This window comes from Bordetella pseudohinzii, from assembly GCF_000657795.2.
Taxonomy (GTDB): Bacteria; Pseudomonadota; Gammaproteobacteria; order Burkholderiales; family Burkholderiaceae_B; genus Bordetella; species Bordetella pseudohinzii.
Genome location: NZ_JHEP02000007.1, coordinates 77,841 through 92,359, shown reverse-complemented (window position 1 = coordinate 92,359; position 14,519 = coordinate 77,841). Strand labels below are relative to the sequence as shown.

The following is a 14,519-nucleotide window of genomic DNA, read 5'->3' as shown; positions in this document are numbered from 1 at the left end:
CGTGGCGCGGCTCAGGGCGCGAACCGATAGCCGATACCCCAGACGGTCTGTATCCAGCGCGGCTGCTTGGGATCGTCCTCGATGGCGCGGCGCAGGCGCAGGATGGCGATGTCGATGGCGCGGTCATTGCGCTCGCCGCTGTCGTCGTCGCGCGCCAGCGCGAGCAGGCGTTCGCGCGACAGGGGCTTGCCGGCATTGCGCACCAGGGCTTCGAGCAGATTGATTTCGCCGCCGGTCAGCTTGACCGCGGCGCCCTCGCGCAGCAGCTGGCGGGTGGTCGGGTCGAACACAAAGGGGCCGAAACTGACCGGCTGGTCCTTGACCAGGGCCGAGGGGCCGCGCTTGCGGCGCAGGACCGCCTCGATGCGGGCCAGCAGTTCGCGCGGGTCGAAGGGTTTGCCCAGATAGTCGTCGGCGCCGGCTTCCAGGCCGATGATGCGGTCGACCGCCTCGTCGCGCGCGGTCAGCAGGATGACGGGGATATCTTCGCCTTGCTCGCGCAGGCGGCGGCAAGCGTCGGCGCCGTCGCCGCCCGGCAGCATGCGATCCAGCACCAGCAGATCGGGGGCGTAGCGGGTGATGCGCGCCGGCAGATCATTGGCATCGGGGGCGAGCAAGGTGTCGTAGCCGTGCCGATTGAGATAATCGGCCAGCAATTGCCGCAATGCCGGATCGTCGTCGACGACCAGCAGCTTGGTGTGAGGGCTGTCCATGACCAGATAGTGCCCGGGCTGGGCCGGTTCCGACAAGGGGAAAGAAACGATCTGAAATAGGCCCTGGCAAATTTGGTCCTAGAATAGCGGGCTGCTTGGCGGCACGGGGGGATCCCGTGCCGTTTTATTAACTTCGTTTACAGATGCCGCGCCCGGGAATTCCTACACTGATTCGCGTTATGGTGAACCGCGAACGCGAGCGTAAACGGATATCGCGCACGGTGCTGGCCGCCGCGCTGGCGGGCAATATGGTCCTCGGGGCCTGCGCCATGCCTGGCGATGATCAATCCGTCCCTGATAATTCCGCCGCCCAGCCTGCCGCGCCCCGGGCCGCCTCGCCCACCGTGGCGAGCGCTCCCCAGGAGGCGGCGCGCTACGGCATCGGCGTGCTCGCGCCGGCCATGCCGCAGGCGGTGCAGCTGTCCGGCCCCATCGACGGCTATGCTCTGTCTCCCGAACCCGATCCTTGCGCGCAATGGGCCGGGCCGCCCGCGCCCCCGGGCCTGGAGGCCGCGCCGGGGCAGGAGGCGCCCGGGGGGTGCCAACGGCCTTTCCCGGACTACGAGGTGCCCCAGGTCAGCCCCTCCTATGCCCTGGACCTGGAGCGCAACGAGCTGGCCCGCACGCGCCCGGTCCTGAACCAGAGCGTGATCCTGCCCCGGCCGCGCTTGTTCTCCGCCATCAACGCCCGGCCCAGCCTGAGTTACGGCGACCGCAACTGGCTCTATCGCAGCGCCGAAGGGCCATCGGTCGGGATCGGCAATCTGACGGCCAAGGCGCCGGCCTGGGGCGCTAGCGCCCCGCTGGGCGGCGTCCAGGTCTCCGACCAGTTCGACAGCGCGAGCAATATCGGCGCGGGCAAGCTTGGCTATTCCTCCTCGGTCGGGCGGCTCAATCTCATGGACCCCGCGGCGACCGAGGGCGCGATGGATTACGGCGCCGCCGCCGGCAGCGGCACGCTGCGCTACGGCCTGACCAGCGCCATGACCCTGGAGGGCCAGGTGCAGACCACGCGCGGTCTGACCGCGCGCGGCCTGGGCACGCGCTACAACGCCGGGGAGATCGGCACCTTCGAGGCGGGCGTCACGCAAAGCAGCTTCGATTCGGTCAACGCCTGGCGCTATCGCTTCGGCTACAACGTCACCATGGCCGACGCCGTCCAGCTGGGCGTGACGGGCGAGGACATCGGCGCCGGTTTCGGCGATCTGAGTTCCTACAGCGCCGGGGCCGCGGCCACGCGCCAGATGCGCAGCACGCTGTCGGCCGGCGTGCCGCTGCGCGGCATGGGCACGTTGAGCGGCACCTATTCCTCCGATGTCATGGGGCGGGGCGACCCGAACGACAGGCGGGTGGGGCTGGAGCACAGTATGGAACTGGCGCCCACCGTCCGGTTCGCGCTGGGCGCCGACCGTGACCTGCTCTCGGGCGATTACGAATGGAAGGCGAGGCTGTCGATGCCGGTGGATACTTTTATGCGCGGGCATTGGCTAGGGTTCTAGCGCCCGTCACCACGCCGGTTCCGCAAGGCCGCGCACGGTTTCCCCGATGCGCCTTAAAATGCCCCTCCATGATTCAAGTCTTCCTTCCCGTCTCTCATGTCTGATCCCCGCGCGCTTGGCGTGTTGCAGCGCGTCTTCGGATACGAATCCTTTCGTGGCGACCAGCAGGCCATTGTCGAGCATGTGATCGGCGGCGGCGACGCGCTGGTGCTGATGCCGACCGGCGGCGGAAAATCGCTGTGTTATCAAGTGCCTGCGCTGGTGCGCGAGGGGACCGGCATCGTCGTCTCGCCGCTTATCGCCCTCATGCAGGATCAGGTCGATGCCCTGACCGAGCTGGGCGTGCGCGCCGCCTTCTTGAATTCGACCCAGGAGTGGCAGCAGGTGCGCGAGGTCGAGCGCGCCTTCGTGGCCGGCGAGCTGGACCTGCTCTATGTGGCGCCCGAAAGGCTGTTGACCGACCGCTGCCTGCAACTGCTGGAGCGCGGCCGCATTGCCCTGTTCGCCATCGACGAGGCGCATTGCGTATCGCAATGGGGACATGATTTCCGGCCGGAATACCTGGGCCTGTCCATGCTGCATGAGCGCTGGCCCGATGTGCCGCGCATCGCGCTGACGGCCACGGCCACGGCGGCCACGCGCAGCGAGATCGCCCAGCGCCTGGCGCTGGACCAGGCGCGCCACTTCGTGGCGAGTTTCGACCGCCCCAATATCCGCTACCGCATCGTCGAAAAGAGCGAGGTGCGCCGGCAGCTGCTGGATCTGATCCGCAGCGAGCACGAGGGCGACTCGGGCGTGGTCTATTGCCTGTCGCGCGCCCGGGTCGAAGAAACCGCCGAGTTTCTGTGCAGCCAGGGCATCAATGCCTTGCCTTATCACGCGGGCCTGAGCGCCCAGGTCCGGGCCCGCAACCAGGCGCGCTTTCTGCGCGAGGACGGCGTGGTCATGGTGGCGACCATCGCCTTTGGCATGGGGATAGACAAGCCCGACGTCCGTTTCGTCGCGCATATCGACCTGCCCAAGTCGGTGGAGGGCTATTACCAGGAGACCGGCCGCGCCGGCCGCGACGGCCTGCCCGCCACGGCCTGGCTGGCCTACGGTTTGCAGGATGTGGTGCAGCAGCGCCGCATGATCGACGAGTCGCCCGGCGATGAGAGCTATCGGCGCCGCCTGGGCCAGCAGCTCGACGCCATGCTGGGCCTGTGCGAGACGGTGGAGTGCCGCCGGGTGCGCCTGCTGGCCTATTTTGGCCAGACCATCACGGCTTGCGGCAACTGCGATGTCTGTCTGGAGCCGCCCGAGGCCTGGGACGGCACGGTGGCCGCCCAGAAGGCGCTTTCGGCCATCTACCGCCTGGGCAAGGAGCGCGGCCAGCGCTACGGCGCGGGCCACATCATCGATATCCTGCGCGGCAAGAGCAGCGACCGCACGCGGCAGCACGATCATGAGTCGCTCAGCGTCTTCGGCGTCGGGGCGGATCTGTCGGAAAGCGCCTGGCGCGGGGTCTTGCGCCAGTTGCTCGCCAAGGGCTTGCTCATGGTGGACCACGAGGGCTACGGCACGCTGGCGCTCACCGAGGACAGCCGGGCGGTGCTGCGCGGCGAGGTGCAGCTGATGCTGCGCCGCGAATCCGAGAAAAAACCCCGCAGCCGCGGCGGCACGCGCGCCAAGGCGCCGGTCATCGACCTGCCGGCCGACCGCATGCCGGTCTTCGAGGCCTTGCGCGGCTGGCGCGCCGAGGTGGCGCGCAATCATGGCGTGCCGGCCTATGTGATCTTCCATGATGCGACGCTGCGCGAGATCGCGCTGGCCTTGCCCGAAACCCAAGAGGCCCTGGGCCACATCAGCGGCGTGGGCGCGCGCAAGCTCGAAGCCTATGGCGAGGAAATCCTGCGCTGCGTGGCGCGGCCCCGCTAGGGTCGGCCGGCGCTAGAACAGATCGCCCGAGGCGGTCTGGCTGCCGGCCGGGGGCTGCAGGCCCAGGTGGCGCCAGGTGGTCTGGGTCGCCATGCGGCCGCGCGGCGTGCGCTGCAGATAGCCGTGCTGGATCAGATAGGGCTCGATCACGTCTTCGATAGTGTCGCGTTCTTCGCCGATGGCCGCGGCCAGGCTGTCCACGCCCACCGGGCCGCCATCGAATTTATGCACGATGGCTTCCAGCAGCTTGCGGTCCATCAGGTCCAGGCCCTGGGGGTCGACTTCGAGCATGGCCAGGGCCTGGCTGGCGGCGTCGGTATCGATGCGCCCGTTGGCCTTGACCTCCGCGTAGTCGCGCACCCGGCGCAGCAGCCGGTTGGCGATGCGCGGCGTGCCGCGCGCGCGGCGGGCGACTTCGCGCGCGCCGTCGGCGGTGATATCGGCATTGAGTAGGCCGGCGCTGCGCGTGACGATGCTGGCCAGGTCGTCCGTGTTGTAGAACTCCAGGCGCGACACGATGCCGAAGCGGTCGCGCAGCGGGTTGGTGAGCATGCCGGCGCGCGTGGTCGCGCCCACCAGCGTGAACGGCTGCAGGTCCAGCTTGACGCTGCGCGCGGCCGGACCTTCGCCGATCAGGATATCGATCTGGAAGTCTTCGAGCGCGGGGTAGAGGATTTCTTCGACGACCGGCGAGAGGCGGTGGATTTCGTCGATGAACAGCACATCGTTGCGTTCAAGATTGGTCAGCAGCGCGGCCAGGTCGCCGGGGCGCTCCAGCACGGGGCCGGAGGTCTGGCGCAGCTGCACGCCCATCTCGTGGGCGATGATGTGGGCCAGCGTGGTCTTGCCCAGGCCCGGCGGGCCGAAGAGCAGGACGTGGTCCAGCGATTCGCCGCGCTTGCGCGCCGCCGCGATGAAGATCTCCAGCTGCTCGCGCGCGCGCTGCTGCCCCACGTACTCCTGCAGGGCCTTGGGCCGCAGGGCGCGCTCGATGGATTCTTCGTTGGGCGAGACAGGCGCCGGTGTCACCAGGCGGTGGGCATCGGGGCGGGAGGAGAGCGAATCGGACTGGATTGCCATAAGTGAAAGCGCCGGAACTGGTTGCTTGTACAGCATTGTCCCATGTCCGGCCGCCGGGCTCCAGCGGCTTGCGGTGGCCCCGCCGGGCGGGGCAGAATGCCGGGAAGACAGCGGGGAGGGGCGGTGATGCGTATCCTGGTCATGGGCGGCACGGGCTTTATCGGTCGGCGGGTGGCGGCGCGCCTGGCGCGCGCCGGGCATCGCGTCCGTGTGCCCACGCGCCGGCTGGCCCATGGCCGTGAGCTGCTGGTGTTGCCCACCGTTACCGTGCAGGAGGGTGACGTCTACGACGACGCCGTCCTGGACGCCTTGCTGCGGGATTGCGATGCCGCGATCAACCTGGTGGGCGTGCTGCATGGCGGCCGCGGCCGGCCCTATGGCGCGGGCTTCGCGCGCGCGCATGTCGAACTGCCGCGGCGGCTGGCTCAGGCCTGCCTGCGCCATGGGGTGTCGCGGCTGGTCCACGTGAGCGCCCTGGGCGCCGACAGCAACGGCCCCAGCATGTACGCGCGATCCAAGGGCGATGGCGAGGCCGCCATCCGCGAGGCCTACGCCCGGGCCGCGCAGCCGGGCTGGACGCTGCTGCGTCCTTCGGTGGTGTTCGGGCCGGAAGACAACTTCACCAATCTGTTCGCGCGGCTGGCGCGCTGGCTGCCGGTGCTCTTGGTGCCGGGCGCCCGCAGCCGGGTGCAGCCTGTGTTTGTCGGCGATGTCGCCCAGGCCATCGTCACCGTCTTGCGCGATCCCGGGGCCGCCGGCGCCTGCTATGAGCTGGCCGGGCCCGAGATCTATACCCTGGCCGAACTGGCCGGCCGCTGCGCCCTGTGGAGCGGCCATCCCCGGCCGGTCATGGCCTTGCCGGGCGCGCTGGCCCGCCTGCAGGCGGCCATGCTGGAATGCCTGCCGGGCGAGCCCCTGATTTCACGCGACAACCTGGATTCGCTCTCGCGCGACAACATCGCCAGCGGCCCGCTCGATGCGGCGCTGCATTTGGTGCCCACGGCGCTGGAGGCCGTCGCGCCCGCCTATCTGGCGCGGCAGTAGTATCATCGCCTGCCGTATTTTTTCCCTTTGAGCCTTGCCTGGGGCGGTTCTCGCGCCGGGCCTGCACTTTCGTCGAATCCAGAGGTGCTTGGTGATGCATGACAAGCTGCGCCTGGCCGCTGTCGCGGCCAGTATTGCGTTGACCGGTTGCGCGGGCAATATGAAAGTCCAGCCCATGACGGCCGACCCGGAAGGCTATTCCGCCAATGCGTTTTCCTACGCCGCCTTGCCCGTCGCCACCCAGGCGCTGCTCAAGCCGCCGGGATCCGAACCCTATCCCTTCAAGCGCGCCGTGATCAAGGGATGGAGCTTCGACAAGAGAAAACCCGAGGACAAGCTGGCGTTCGAAACCCTCTTCATCAATGACCGGGATGACGGCATGCTGCGCCAGATCGGCAAGAGCGAGGCCAACGGCCTGCTGGTCAACCGGTTTTTTGCCGCTGTCTATCACGGCGCCGTGGCCCTGGGCAGCCAGAGCGCCAGCCCGAGCCGGACATGGACCGCGCCGCCGCGCTATTCGCGCGCGGCCAATGCCTGGAGCAGCCTGGCCGACATCAAGGAAAACAGCGAATACCGCTTCGAGCTGCGCGAGAGCACCAAGGATCCGCTGGATACGGGACGGCCCTGGACGCGCGCCTGCAAAACCGGCGCGGCCTATCCGGCCAGCAAGCTGCTGCCCGCCTTGGCCGGCCGGGCCATCGAGATGACCTGCGTCGACGCCAACGAGAATGCCGTCACGCAGCGCGAAGTCGTCTATGGCTGGCTGGTGGATTACAAGCTGGCGCTGAGCGTGAGCAGCAAGACGCCCAACGGCGTCTATGCCACCGAATACGAGAGCGCGCAGTTCCAGTAGCGGCGCGCCTAGCGCGCCAGGGCCTTGAGCGCCTGACGGATGCCATCCGAGACGCTGACCCCTTCGGGCAGCGTCTTGAGCGCGGCCAGCGATTCTTTCTCCGAGTAGCCCAGCGCGACCAGGGCGTTGAGGATGTCGCTCTGGCTGTCGGGCACGGCATGCGGGGTGGCGCCGATGTCGGCGCCCAGCTTGCCGCGCATCTCCAGCAGCAGGCGTTCGGCCGTCTTCTTGCCGATGCCGGGCACGCGGGTCAGCCGGCCGCTTTCCTGCAGGGTGATGGCCTGCGAGAGTTCGGCCACCGACATGCCGGACAGCACGGCCAGCGCGGTGCGCGCGCCGATGCCGCTGACCTTGATCAATTCGCGGAAGGCGGCCCGCTCGCTGGCGGTGCCGAAACCATAGAGCAGATGCGCGTCCTCGCGCACCACCAGGTGCGTGAAGAGCGTGACGCGCGCGCCGTTGTCCGGCAGCGCGTACAGCGTGCTCATGGGCACGTCGATCTCATAGCCCACGCCGTTGACGTCCACGCAGACCACGGGCGGCGCTTTTTCGATCAGGGTTCCGGTGATGCGACCTATCATGGGGAGAATCTTGCCTGAAGAGGGGGCGCCGGTGGAGCGGCCCCGATGGCGCGATTCTATACGTTCAGCCGAGCAGGCGCCCGTTGCGCACCCGCGTCTTGCCCGTGCGCGAGACGGTGGACAGGGGAGCCAGGCGGCTTTGCAGCGGGCCGGTATGGGCGTGGCAGATGGCGCAGGCCAGCGCATCGGCGGAGTCGGGGGCCGGCGTGCCGTCCAGCGACAGCAGGTGCTGGACCATCATCTGCACCTGCTCCTTGGCCGCGCGGCCGGTGCCGACCACGGATTTCTTGATCTGCAGCGCCGTGTATTCGTGCACGTCCAGCGCGCTTTCGGCCAGCGCGCACAGCGCCGCGCCGCGGGCATGGCCCAGCAGCAGGGTGGAGGACGGATTGGCGTTCAGGAAGACGATTTCGAGCGCGGCCACATCGGGCCGCGTCTCGCGGGCCACCTCGCGCAGATTGTCGAGGATGACCTTCAGGCGCTGCGCCAGCGCCAGCTCGGGCGGCACCACGATGGTGCCGCTGGCCACATAGCGCAGGCGCATGCCTTCGGCATCGATCACACCGAAGCCGGTGCGGCGCAGGCCGGGGTCGATGCCGAGGACGCGCATCAGTGGCGGAAGTGACGGGTGCCGGTCAGGACCATGGCGATGCCATGCTCGTCGGCCGCGGCGATGACTTCATCATCGCGCACGCTGCCGCCGGGCTGGATCACGCAGGTCGCGCCCGCGGCCACGACCACGTCCAGGCCGTCGCGGAAGGGGAAGAAGGCATCCGAGGCCACGGCCGAGCCTTGCAGCGTCAGGCCGGCGTTCTCGGCCTTGATCGAGGCGATGCGGGCCGAATCGATGCGGCTCATCTGGCCGGCGCCCACGCCCAGGGTCATGCCGCCGCCGACGAAGACGATGGCATTGGACTTGACGTACTTGGCGACCTTCCAGGCAAAGGCGAGGTCATTCATCTCGGCTTCGGTCGGCTGGCGCTTGCTCACGACCTTCAGGGCGTCGCGCGGCACCTGGAAGGCATCCGGGGTCTGCACCAGCCAGCCGCCGCCCACGCGCTTGACGTCGAAGGCGTTCTGACCCGCGCCGGCCGGCACCTCGAGCACGCGCACATTCTTCTTGGCGGCCAGGATGGCCAGCGCGGCGCCGTCATAGGCCGGCGCCAGCAGCACTTCCAGGAATTGTCCGCTCACGGCTTCGGCGGTGGCCGCGTCGACCGGGCGGTTAAAGGCGATGATGCCGCCGAAAGCCGAGGTCGGGTCGGTCTTGAAGGCCTTCTGGTAGGCCTCCAGGTTGCCGCTGGCCACGGCCACGCCGCAAGGGTTGGCATGCTTGACGATGACGCAGGCCGGGGTGTCGAAGCTGCGCACGCATTCCCAGGCAGCGTCGGCGTCGGCGATGTTGTTGTACGAAAGCTCCTTGCCCTGCAGCTGGCGGTAATTGCCCAGCAGGCCGGAGGGGCGCTGCGGATCCACGTAGAAGGCCGCGGTCTGGTGCGGGTTCTCGCCATAGCGCAGGGCCTGTTCCTGCTGCACCTGGATGGTCAGGGTGCGCGGCCACTCATTGCGGGCCGGCACGGCGTCCTGGGCCGGCGCGGGCTCGGCCAGGCTGCTGAGGTAGGCGGCGATGGCGCCGTCATAAGAGGCGGTGTGGGCGTAGACCTTGGTGGCCAGCTCCAGGCGCAGGGCGTAGGAAGTGCCGCCGCCCTGGTCGATTTCGGACAGCACGCGGCTGTAGTCGGCCGGGTCGATGACGACGGTCACGCCGCCGGCCTCGGTGCCGTGGTTCTTGGCCGCGGCGCGCAGCATGGCCGGGCCGCCGATATCGATGTTCTCGACCGCGTCGGCGAAGGTGCAGCCGGGCTTGGCCACGGTTTCGCGGAAGGGATAGAGGTTGACCACCAGCATGTCGATGCGGTCGATGCCCGAGGCGGCGATCGTGTCCATGTGCTCCTGGCTGTCGCGGCGCGCCAGCAGGCCGCCGTGGATCTTCGGGTGCAGCGTCTTGACGCGGCCGTCGAGGATTTCCGGCGAGCCGGTGTGCTGGGCCACCTCGGTGACGGTCAGGCCGGATTCGGACAGCAGGCGGGCGGTGCCCCCGGTAGAGAGCAGGCGCACGCCGCGCGCGGCCAGCGCGCGGGCGAATTCCACGATGCCGGTCTTGTCGGACACCGAAAGCAGGGCAGTTTCGATTTTCATGATGGTGGTGGGTCAGGGGCGTCCGGTCAGGGACGCGGATACAGGGAAATCTATCGATCCGCCGTTCAGGGCTGGATGTTGTGCGCCAGCAGCTTCTTGCGCAGGGTATTGCGGGTGATGCCCAGCATTTCGGAAGCGCGCGATTGATTGCCGCCAGCTCGTTCCAGGGCGACTTCGAGGACGGGGCGCTCGACGCAGCGCATCACCATGTCCCACATATCGTGGGGCTCGGAATCACCCAAGTCTTCGAAATAGCGCTCCAGGCTGGCGCGCACGCATTCTTCCAGGACATCTTTTTTGCTCATTTTGGTTTTGAGTACAGATATTTTTATGGTGGGGCTGGCGCTTATGCCGCCAGCAAGTTCGAGGTGACGGCAGGGCTTGGATTGCCGCCACCCATAAGCGAGTGATCGAACCACTCGGCCACCGCACGGAATTGCTCGGCGGTGTTGTCAATGAGATTCATGCGGGCGCGGAAGGCATGCGCGCCGGGCAGGGCGTCGATATACCAGCCGATGTGCTTGCGCGCCGTGCGCACGCCGGTGTGTTCGCCATAGAAGCGATAGTGATCGTCCAGGTGCTCGAGCAGCAGATCGCGCATCTCCGCGTAGGTGGGCGGGGCGAGCGTCTGGCCGGTGCGCAGGAAATGATCGATTTCGCGGAAGATCCAGGGGCGGCCCTGGGCGGCGCGCCCTATCATCACGGCGTCCGCGCCGGTGTAGTCCAGCACCTGGCGGGCTTTTTCGGGGCTGTCGATATCGCCGTTGGCCACGACCGGAATGCCGATCTCGGCCTTGACCGCGCGAATGGTGTCGTATTCGGCCTGCCCGGTATACAGGTCGCAACGGGTGCGGCCATGCAGGGTCAGGGCGGCGATGCCGCTTTGCTCGGCCAGCCTGGCCACGCGCAGGGCATTGCGGCTTTCGCGGTCCCAGCCGGTGCGGGTCTTGAGCGTGACCGGCACGCCCAGCGGCGCGCAGGCGCCCACCACCGCATCCAGGATGCGGGCGATGAGATCCTCATGGCGCAGCAGCGCCGAGCCGGAGGCCAGGTTGCAGACCTTTTTGACCGGGCAGCCCATATTGATGTCGATGATGCGCGCGCCTTTATTCACGTTGAATACGGCGGCTTCGGCCATCATTTCGGGGTCAGCGCCGGCGATCTGCACCGAAATCGGCGCCATCTCGCCGTCGTGGTTCAGGCGGCGCGAGGTCTTGACGCTGTCCCACAGGCGCGGGTTGCTCGCGGCCATCTCGGAGACGGCGTAGCCCGCGCCCAGCCGCTTGCAGAGCTGGCGGAAAGGACGATCCGTCACCCCGGCCATGGGGGCGACGAAAACGTTGTTGGAAAGAGACCAGGGGCCGATGCGCATGCTCACATTTTAACCGTCTTGGGCCTGGCCCCATTTTGCCTTGCCTCGCGGAATATGAATCCGGAGGCAACGGCGGCGCCAGACCCCTCTGAAGAGGCCGATTGCGAGGGGCGTTTCGGAAGCCGCGCCCCTTGGGGACAGCCTAGACGCGCAACCCCTGCAAGAGATGGCGCGCCAGCGGCGCGCGCAGGGGCGCGGCCAGGTCCAGGGCGAGCAGGGCCAGGCCGCAGGCATGCTCGACCGGCGCCAGGCCGGTGGCGAAGATGCGCGGCATGAGGTCGGTCAGGCCGGCCGTGATCCAGCGGTCCGCGCGGCGGGCGCGCGCGAAATTGGCCAGGCGCGCGCGCGGATCATCGCCGGCGCGCCAGCCCTGCAGGGATTGGGCCAATTGCGCGGCATCGCGCAGGCCCAGGTTCAGCCCCTGGCCGGCCACGGGATGCAGGGTCTGGGCGGCGTTGCCTATGGTGGCGACCCGCCCCTGCGCCAGGGCGTGGCGCGCCTTCAGCTCCAAGGGAAAAATATGGCGCGGGGCCTGGCTGTGCAGCCGGCCCAGGCGCTGGCCGAACGCGGCGCTCAAGGCGGCGGAAAACTGCCTGTCGTCCAGGGCGGCCAGCGCCTGCGCGCGCGCCGGCGCCACGCACCAGACCACGGAATAGGTATCGGCCAGCTGCGGATGCGGCAGGAGCGCCAGGGGGCCTTCGGCGGTGAAGCGTTCCCAGGCCCAGCCGGCGCGGGGCAGGCTGGCGCGGGCGCTGGTGATGACGGCATGCTGGTCATAGTCGCGCCGCAGGTCCGTGCCGCCGGCGCCATCGCATTGCACGGCGATCCGGCAGGACAGGTCGGCCTCGCCCTGGGCCAGCAGCACGCCCTCCGGGCCCTGGGCGCGGACGCTGGCCGCCGGGCCGTTCAGGACGGTCACCCCGCTGTGCGCCACGCGCTCGGCCAGGCGGCTGTGCAGCCCGGCGTAGGGCACGACGCTGCCGAGCTGGGCCACGCCGAAATCCTCGCTATCGATGACGGTGCGGCCCAGGCGGCCGCGCTGCGACACATGGATGTGGCGGATGTCGGCATGTTGCGCGGGCCAGGCGTCCAGGCTTTGGAGCAGGACGCGGCTGCCATGGTTCATCGCCAGCACGCGCGGGTCGGCCGCCGGCAGCGCCCGGGCCTGGACGGGCTGGCCGGCCAGCAGCGCAATGCGTTCGGGCCGCGGCCAGACGCGCGCCAGCAGCAGCGCCAGCGCCTGGCCCACCGGCCCCGCTCCCAGGATCGCGACGTCATACACCGATAGATTCATAGCCGGGATTTTACCGGGGGTTCAACTTGCCGCGCGCCGGCCCTAGAATGTGGCTCGACCCGCGGGCCGCGCCCGCCCGCTCCGGAGGCTCATGATGACGCAGGCCCAGACCTTGGCAACGCCGCCGCGCGCCCCGCGCAGCAAGGTGGTCGCGGGGCTGCTGGCCTGTCTGCTGGGCGTGATCGGCGCCCAGGGCTGGTATCTGGGGCGCCGCCATGCCTGGGTCGTGACGCTGTATGCCGCCCTGTGCCTGGCCGGCACGCTGGCCTTCGAGTCGTGGTGGGACAACCCGGCTTTCTTTTTGCTCTTCATCCCCATGATCGCCGGCTTCATCGAAGCCGCCGTCTACAGTCTCATGGCCGACCAGAAATTCGACCGGCGCTACAACCCCGGCCTGGGCCCGGTGTCGCGCACCGGCTGGCCCGCCGTCCTGGTCGCGCTCCTGTCCTGCCTGGCCGGCGGCATTGTCTCCATGCTCGCCGTCGCCATGGTGGTGGTCTATGTGTGGACGGCCATGGGCTGGCTCGACGGCTACGTGTTCTAGCCCGCGGGGCGGGTCATTCCCGCATCAGGGCTTCGATTTCGCGCGCGTCGACCGGCACGCCACGGGTGATGAGCTCGCAGCCTGTCTCCGTGACCAGGGCATCGTCTTCGATGCGGATGCCGATATCCCAGAACCGGGCCGGCACGTCATCGGCGCGGCGCACATAGATGCCGGGCTCGATGGTCAGCATCATGCCGGGCTCCAGGGTGCGCCAGGGACGGGCCGCGCCGGGGGCGGGCGCCGCGGCGCGGTAGTCGCCGACATCATGGACGTCCAGCCCCAGCCAGTGGCCGGTGCGGTGCATGTAAAAGCGGGTGTAGGCCCCTGACTCCAGCACGCCGTCCAGGCTGCCGCGCAGCAGTTTTTCGTCCAGCATGCCCTGGGCCAGCACGCGCACCGCCGCCTGGTGGCCGTCATCCCAGCTGCGTCCCGGCGCGGTGGCGGCGGCCGCCGCCTCCTGCGCCGCCGCCGTCAGGTCGTAGAGGGCGCGCTGCGCGCCGCTGTAGCGGCCGTTGACCGGAAAGGTGCGGGTGATGTCCGAGGCATAGCTGTCGTACTCGCAGCCGGCATCGATCAGGACCAGCTCGCCGTCGCGCAGTTCGGCATCGCCGGCCTGGTAGTGCAGGATGCAGGCATTGGCGCCCGAGGCCACGATGCTGTTGTAGGCCACGCCCTGCGCGCCATGGCGGCGGAACTCATGCAGCAGTTCGGCCTCGATCTCGTATTCGCGCATGCCGGGCCGCACATGGCGCATGGCGCGCGCATGCGCGCCGGCCGAAATGCGCGCGGCCCGCCGCATCGAGGCGATCTCGGCGGCATCCTTGACCAGGCGCATATCGGCCAGCAGCGGATTGATGTCCCGCAGCGCCGAAGGCGGGCGGGCGCCGCTGCGTCCCAGGCCGCGCGCGGTCTGCATCCAGGCCTGCACGCGCTTGCACGTGGCCTCGTTGGCGGTCTGCGAGAGCCAGAGCGAAGGCTGGTCCAGCAGCCATTCGGGCAAGAGCTCGTCCAGGCTGTCCACCGGATGGGCATCGTCCATGCCGAACCGCCCGGCGGCCGCTTCGGGGCCGACGCGCAAGCCCTCCCAGATCTCATGCGCTTCATTGCGGGCGCGGCAAAAGAGCACGGCGCGCGGGTCGGCCCCCGCGATCAGCACCAGCCAGGCCTCGGGTTCGATGAAACCCGTCAGATAGTAAAAATCGCTGTCGTGGCGATAGGGATAGTCGGCGTCGCGGTTGCGCATGGCTTGCGGCGCGGTGGCGATGACGGCCACGCCGCCGCCCTGGGCCTGCATCCAGTCCAGGACGCGGCGGCGGCGTGCCGCGAAGGGAGAAATATCGTCGGCGGGCAGGCTCATGGGGCGGGCTCGTAACAGACAGACGGGAAACCCGCCTACTGTACCGTAAGGCGCCCAGGGCATCGC

14 protein-coding genes are annotated in these 14,519 nt (G+C 68.9%); 5 read left to right on the top strand and 9 right to left on the bottom strand.

Features of this window, described 5'->3' with window-relative positions; genetic code table 11:
• Positions 1-11 precede the first annotated feature (11 nt).
• The gene (locus tag L540_RS10915; protein ID WP_043213343.1) at positions 12-713 is read right to left on the bottom strand and encodes a response regulator; all 702 of its coding nucleotides are present in this window, start codon (positions 711-713) and stop codon (positions 12-14) included.
• Positions 714-892: 179 nt separating this feature from the next.
• Here L540_RS10915 and L540_RS10910 point away from each other — a divergent pair, with 179 nt between their 5' ends.
• On the top strand, positions 893-2,212 hold the full coding sequence (locus tag L540_RS10910; protein WP_231584773.1) for a fimbrial protein: 1,320 nt from the start codon (positions 893-895) through the stop codon (positions 2,210-2,212).
• A 96-nt stretch (positions 2,213-2,308) separates the two neighbouring features.
• A complete protein-coding gene (gene recQ, locus L540_RS10905) occupies positions 2,309-4,129 on the top strand; it encodes a DNA helicase RecQ (protein ID WP_043213348.1) in 1,821 nt (606 codons plus the stop codon).
• Positions 4,130-4,141: 12 nt separating this feature from the next.
• On the opposite strand, the gene ruvB is transcribed toward recQ, so the two are convergent.
• A complete protein-coding gene (ruvB, locus tag L540_RS10900) occupies positions 4,142-5,209 on the bottom strand; it encodes a Holliday junction branch migration DNA helicase RuvB (protein WP_043213351.1) in 1,068 nt (355 codons plus the stop codon).
• A gap of 126 nt (positions 5,210-5,335) precedes the next feature.
• Here ruvB and L540_RS10895 point away from each other — a divergent pair, with 126 nt between their 5' ends.
• Both L540_RS10895 and L540_RS10890 read left to right on the top strand, forming a co-directional pair.
• Positions 5,336-6,253 carry a complex I NDUFA9 subunit family protein gene (locus L540_RS10895; RefSeq protein ID WP_043213353.1) on the top strand — a complete coding sequence of 306 codons (918 nt, stop codon included), beginning with the start codon at positions 5,336-5,338 and terminating at the stop codon, positions 6,251-6,253.
• Between the two features lie 94 nt (positions 6,254-6,347).
• Entirely contained in the window at positions 6,348-7,106 is a 759-nt protein-coding gene (locus L540_RS10890) for a hypothetical protein (RefSeq protein WP_109842488.1), read from the top strand.
• Positions 7,107-7,114: 8 nt separating this feature from the next.
• On the opposite strand, the gene ruvA is transcribed toward L540_RS10890, so the two are convergent.
• The 6 genes from ruvA to L540_RS10860 form a co-directional block, all read right to left on the bottom strand.
• Positions 7,115-7,687 (bottom strand): Holliday junction branch migration protein RuvA, encoded by a 573-nt coding sequence (gene ruvA / locus L540_RS10885; RefSeq protein ID WP_043213357.1) that lies wholly within the window; start codon positions 7,685-7,687, stop codon positions 7,115-7,117.
• A gap of 64 nt (positions 7,688-7,751) precedes the next feature.
• Positions 7,752-8,297: a crossover junction endodeoxyribonuclease RuvC gene (gene ruvC, locus L540_RS10880; protein ID WP_043213358.1), complete on the bottom strand. Its 546-nt coding sequence runs from the start codon at positions 8,295-8,297 to the stop codon at positions 7,752-7,754.
• Positions 8,297-9,886: a bifunctional phosphoribosylaminoimidazolecarboxamide formyltransferase/IMP cyclohydrolase gene (gene purH / locus L540_RS10875; RefSeq protein WP_043213360.1), complete on the bottom strand. Its 1,590-nt coding sequence runs from the start codon at positions 9,884-9,886 to the stop codon at positions 8,297-8,299. The genes ruvC and purH overlap by 1 nt, the downstream gene beginning before the upstream one ends.
• Positions 9,887-9,951: 65 nt before the next feature.
• On the bottom strand, positions 9,952-10,191 hold the full coding sequence (locus L540_RS10870) for a helix-turn-helix domain-containing protein (RefSeq protein WP_029578960.1): 240 nt from the start codon (positions 10,189-10,191) through the stop codon (positions 9,952-9,954).
• Between the two features lie 41 nt (positions 10,192-10,232).
• A complete protein-coding gene (gene dusB / locus L540_RS10865; protein ID WP_043213363.1) occupies positions 10,233-11,258 on the bottom strand; it encodes a tRNA dihydrouridine synthase DusB in 1,026 nt (341 codons plus the stop codon).
• Positions 11,259-11,400: 142 nt separating this feature from the next.
• On the bottom strand, positions 11,401-12,552 hold the full coding sequence (locus L540_RS10860; protein WP_043213366.1) for a UbiH/UbiF/VisC/COQ6 family ubiquinone biosynthesis hydroxylase: 1,152 nt from the start codon (positions 12,550-12,552) through the stop codon (positions 11,401-11,403).
• A 94-nt stretch (positions 12,553-12,646) separates the two neighbouring features.
• On the opposite strand from L540_RS10860, the gene L540_RS10855 reads away from it, so the two are divergent.
• Positions 12,647-13,096 (top strand): TM2 domain-containing protein, encoded by a 450-nt coding sequence (locus L540_RS10855; RefSeq protein ID WP_180961661.1) that lies wholly within the window; start codon positions 12,647-12,649, stop codon positions 13,094-13,096.
• 13 nt (positions 13,097-13,109) lie between these two features.
• Here L540_RS10855 and L540_RS10850 read toward each other — a convergent pair whose 3' ends face one another.
• Positions 13,110-14,453, bottom strand: coding sequence for an aminopeptidase P N-terminal domain-containing protein (locus tag L540_RS10850; RefSeq protein WP_043213367.1), 1,344 nt, complete (start codon positions 14,451-14,453; stop codon positions 13,110-13,112).
• Positions 14,454-14,519: the final 66 nt, after the last annotated feature.

Excerpts from the sequence above, each read along its gene's own strand:
- L540_RS10915 (WP_043213343.1), bottom strand. The coding sequence starts at position 713 with ATGGACAGCCCTCACACCAAGCTGCTGGTCGTCGACGACGATCCGGCA.
- L540_RS10910 (WP_231584773.1), top strand. The coding sequence starts at position 893 with ATGGTGAACCGCGAACGCGAGCGTAAACGGATATCGCGCACGGTGCTG.
- recQ (WP_043213348.1), top strand. The coding sequence starts at position 2,309 with ATGTCTGATCCCCGCGCGCTTGGCGTGTTGCAGCGCGTCTTCGGATAC.
- ruvB (WP_043213351.1), bottom strand. The coding sequence starts at position 5,209 with ATGGCAATCCAGTCCGATTCGCTCTCCTCCCGCCCCGATGCCCACCGC.
- L540_RS10895 (WP_043213353.1), top strand. The coding sequence starts at position 5,336 with ATGCGTATCCTGGTCATGGGCGGCACGGGCTTTATCGGTCGGCGGGTG.
- L540_RS10890 (WP_109842488.1), top strand. The coding sequence starts at position 6,348 with ATGCATGACAAGCTGCGCCTGGCCGCTGTCGCGGCCAGTATTGCGTTG.
- ruvA (WP_043213357.1), bottom strand. The coding sequence starts at position 7,687 with ATGATAGGTCGCATCACCGGAACCCTGATCGAAAAAGCGCCGCCCGTG.
- ruvC (WP_043213358.1), bottom strand. The coding sequence starts at position 8,297 with ATGCGCGTCCTCGGCATCGACCCCGGCCTGCGCCGCACCGGCTTCGGT.
- purH (WP_043213360.1), bottom strand. The coding sequence starts at position 9,886 with ATGAAAATCGAAACTGCCCTGCTTTCGGTGTCCGACAAGACCGGCATC.
- L540_RS10870 (WP_029578960.1), bottom strand. The coding sequence starts at position 10,191 with ATGAGCAAAAAAGATGTCCTGGAAGAATGCGTGCGCGCCAGCCTGGAG.
- dusB (WP_043213363.1), bottom strand. The coding sequence starts at position 11,258 with ATGCGCATCGGCCCCTGGTCTCTTTCCAACAACGTTTTCGTCGCCCCC.
- L540_RS10860 (WP_043213366.1), bottom strand. The coding sequence starts at position 12,552 with ATGAATCTATCGGTGTATGACGTCGCGATCCTGGGAGCGGGGCCGGTG.
- L540_RS10855 (WP_180961661.1), top strand. The coding sequence starts at position 12,647 with ATGACGCAGGCCCAGACCTTGGCAACGCCGCCGCGCGCCCCGCGCAGC.
- L540_RS10850 (WP_043213367.1), bottom strand. The coding sequence starts at position 14,453 with ATGAGCCTGCCCGCCGACGATATTTCTCCCTTCGCGGCACGCCGCCGC.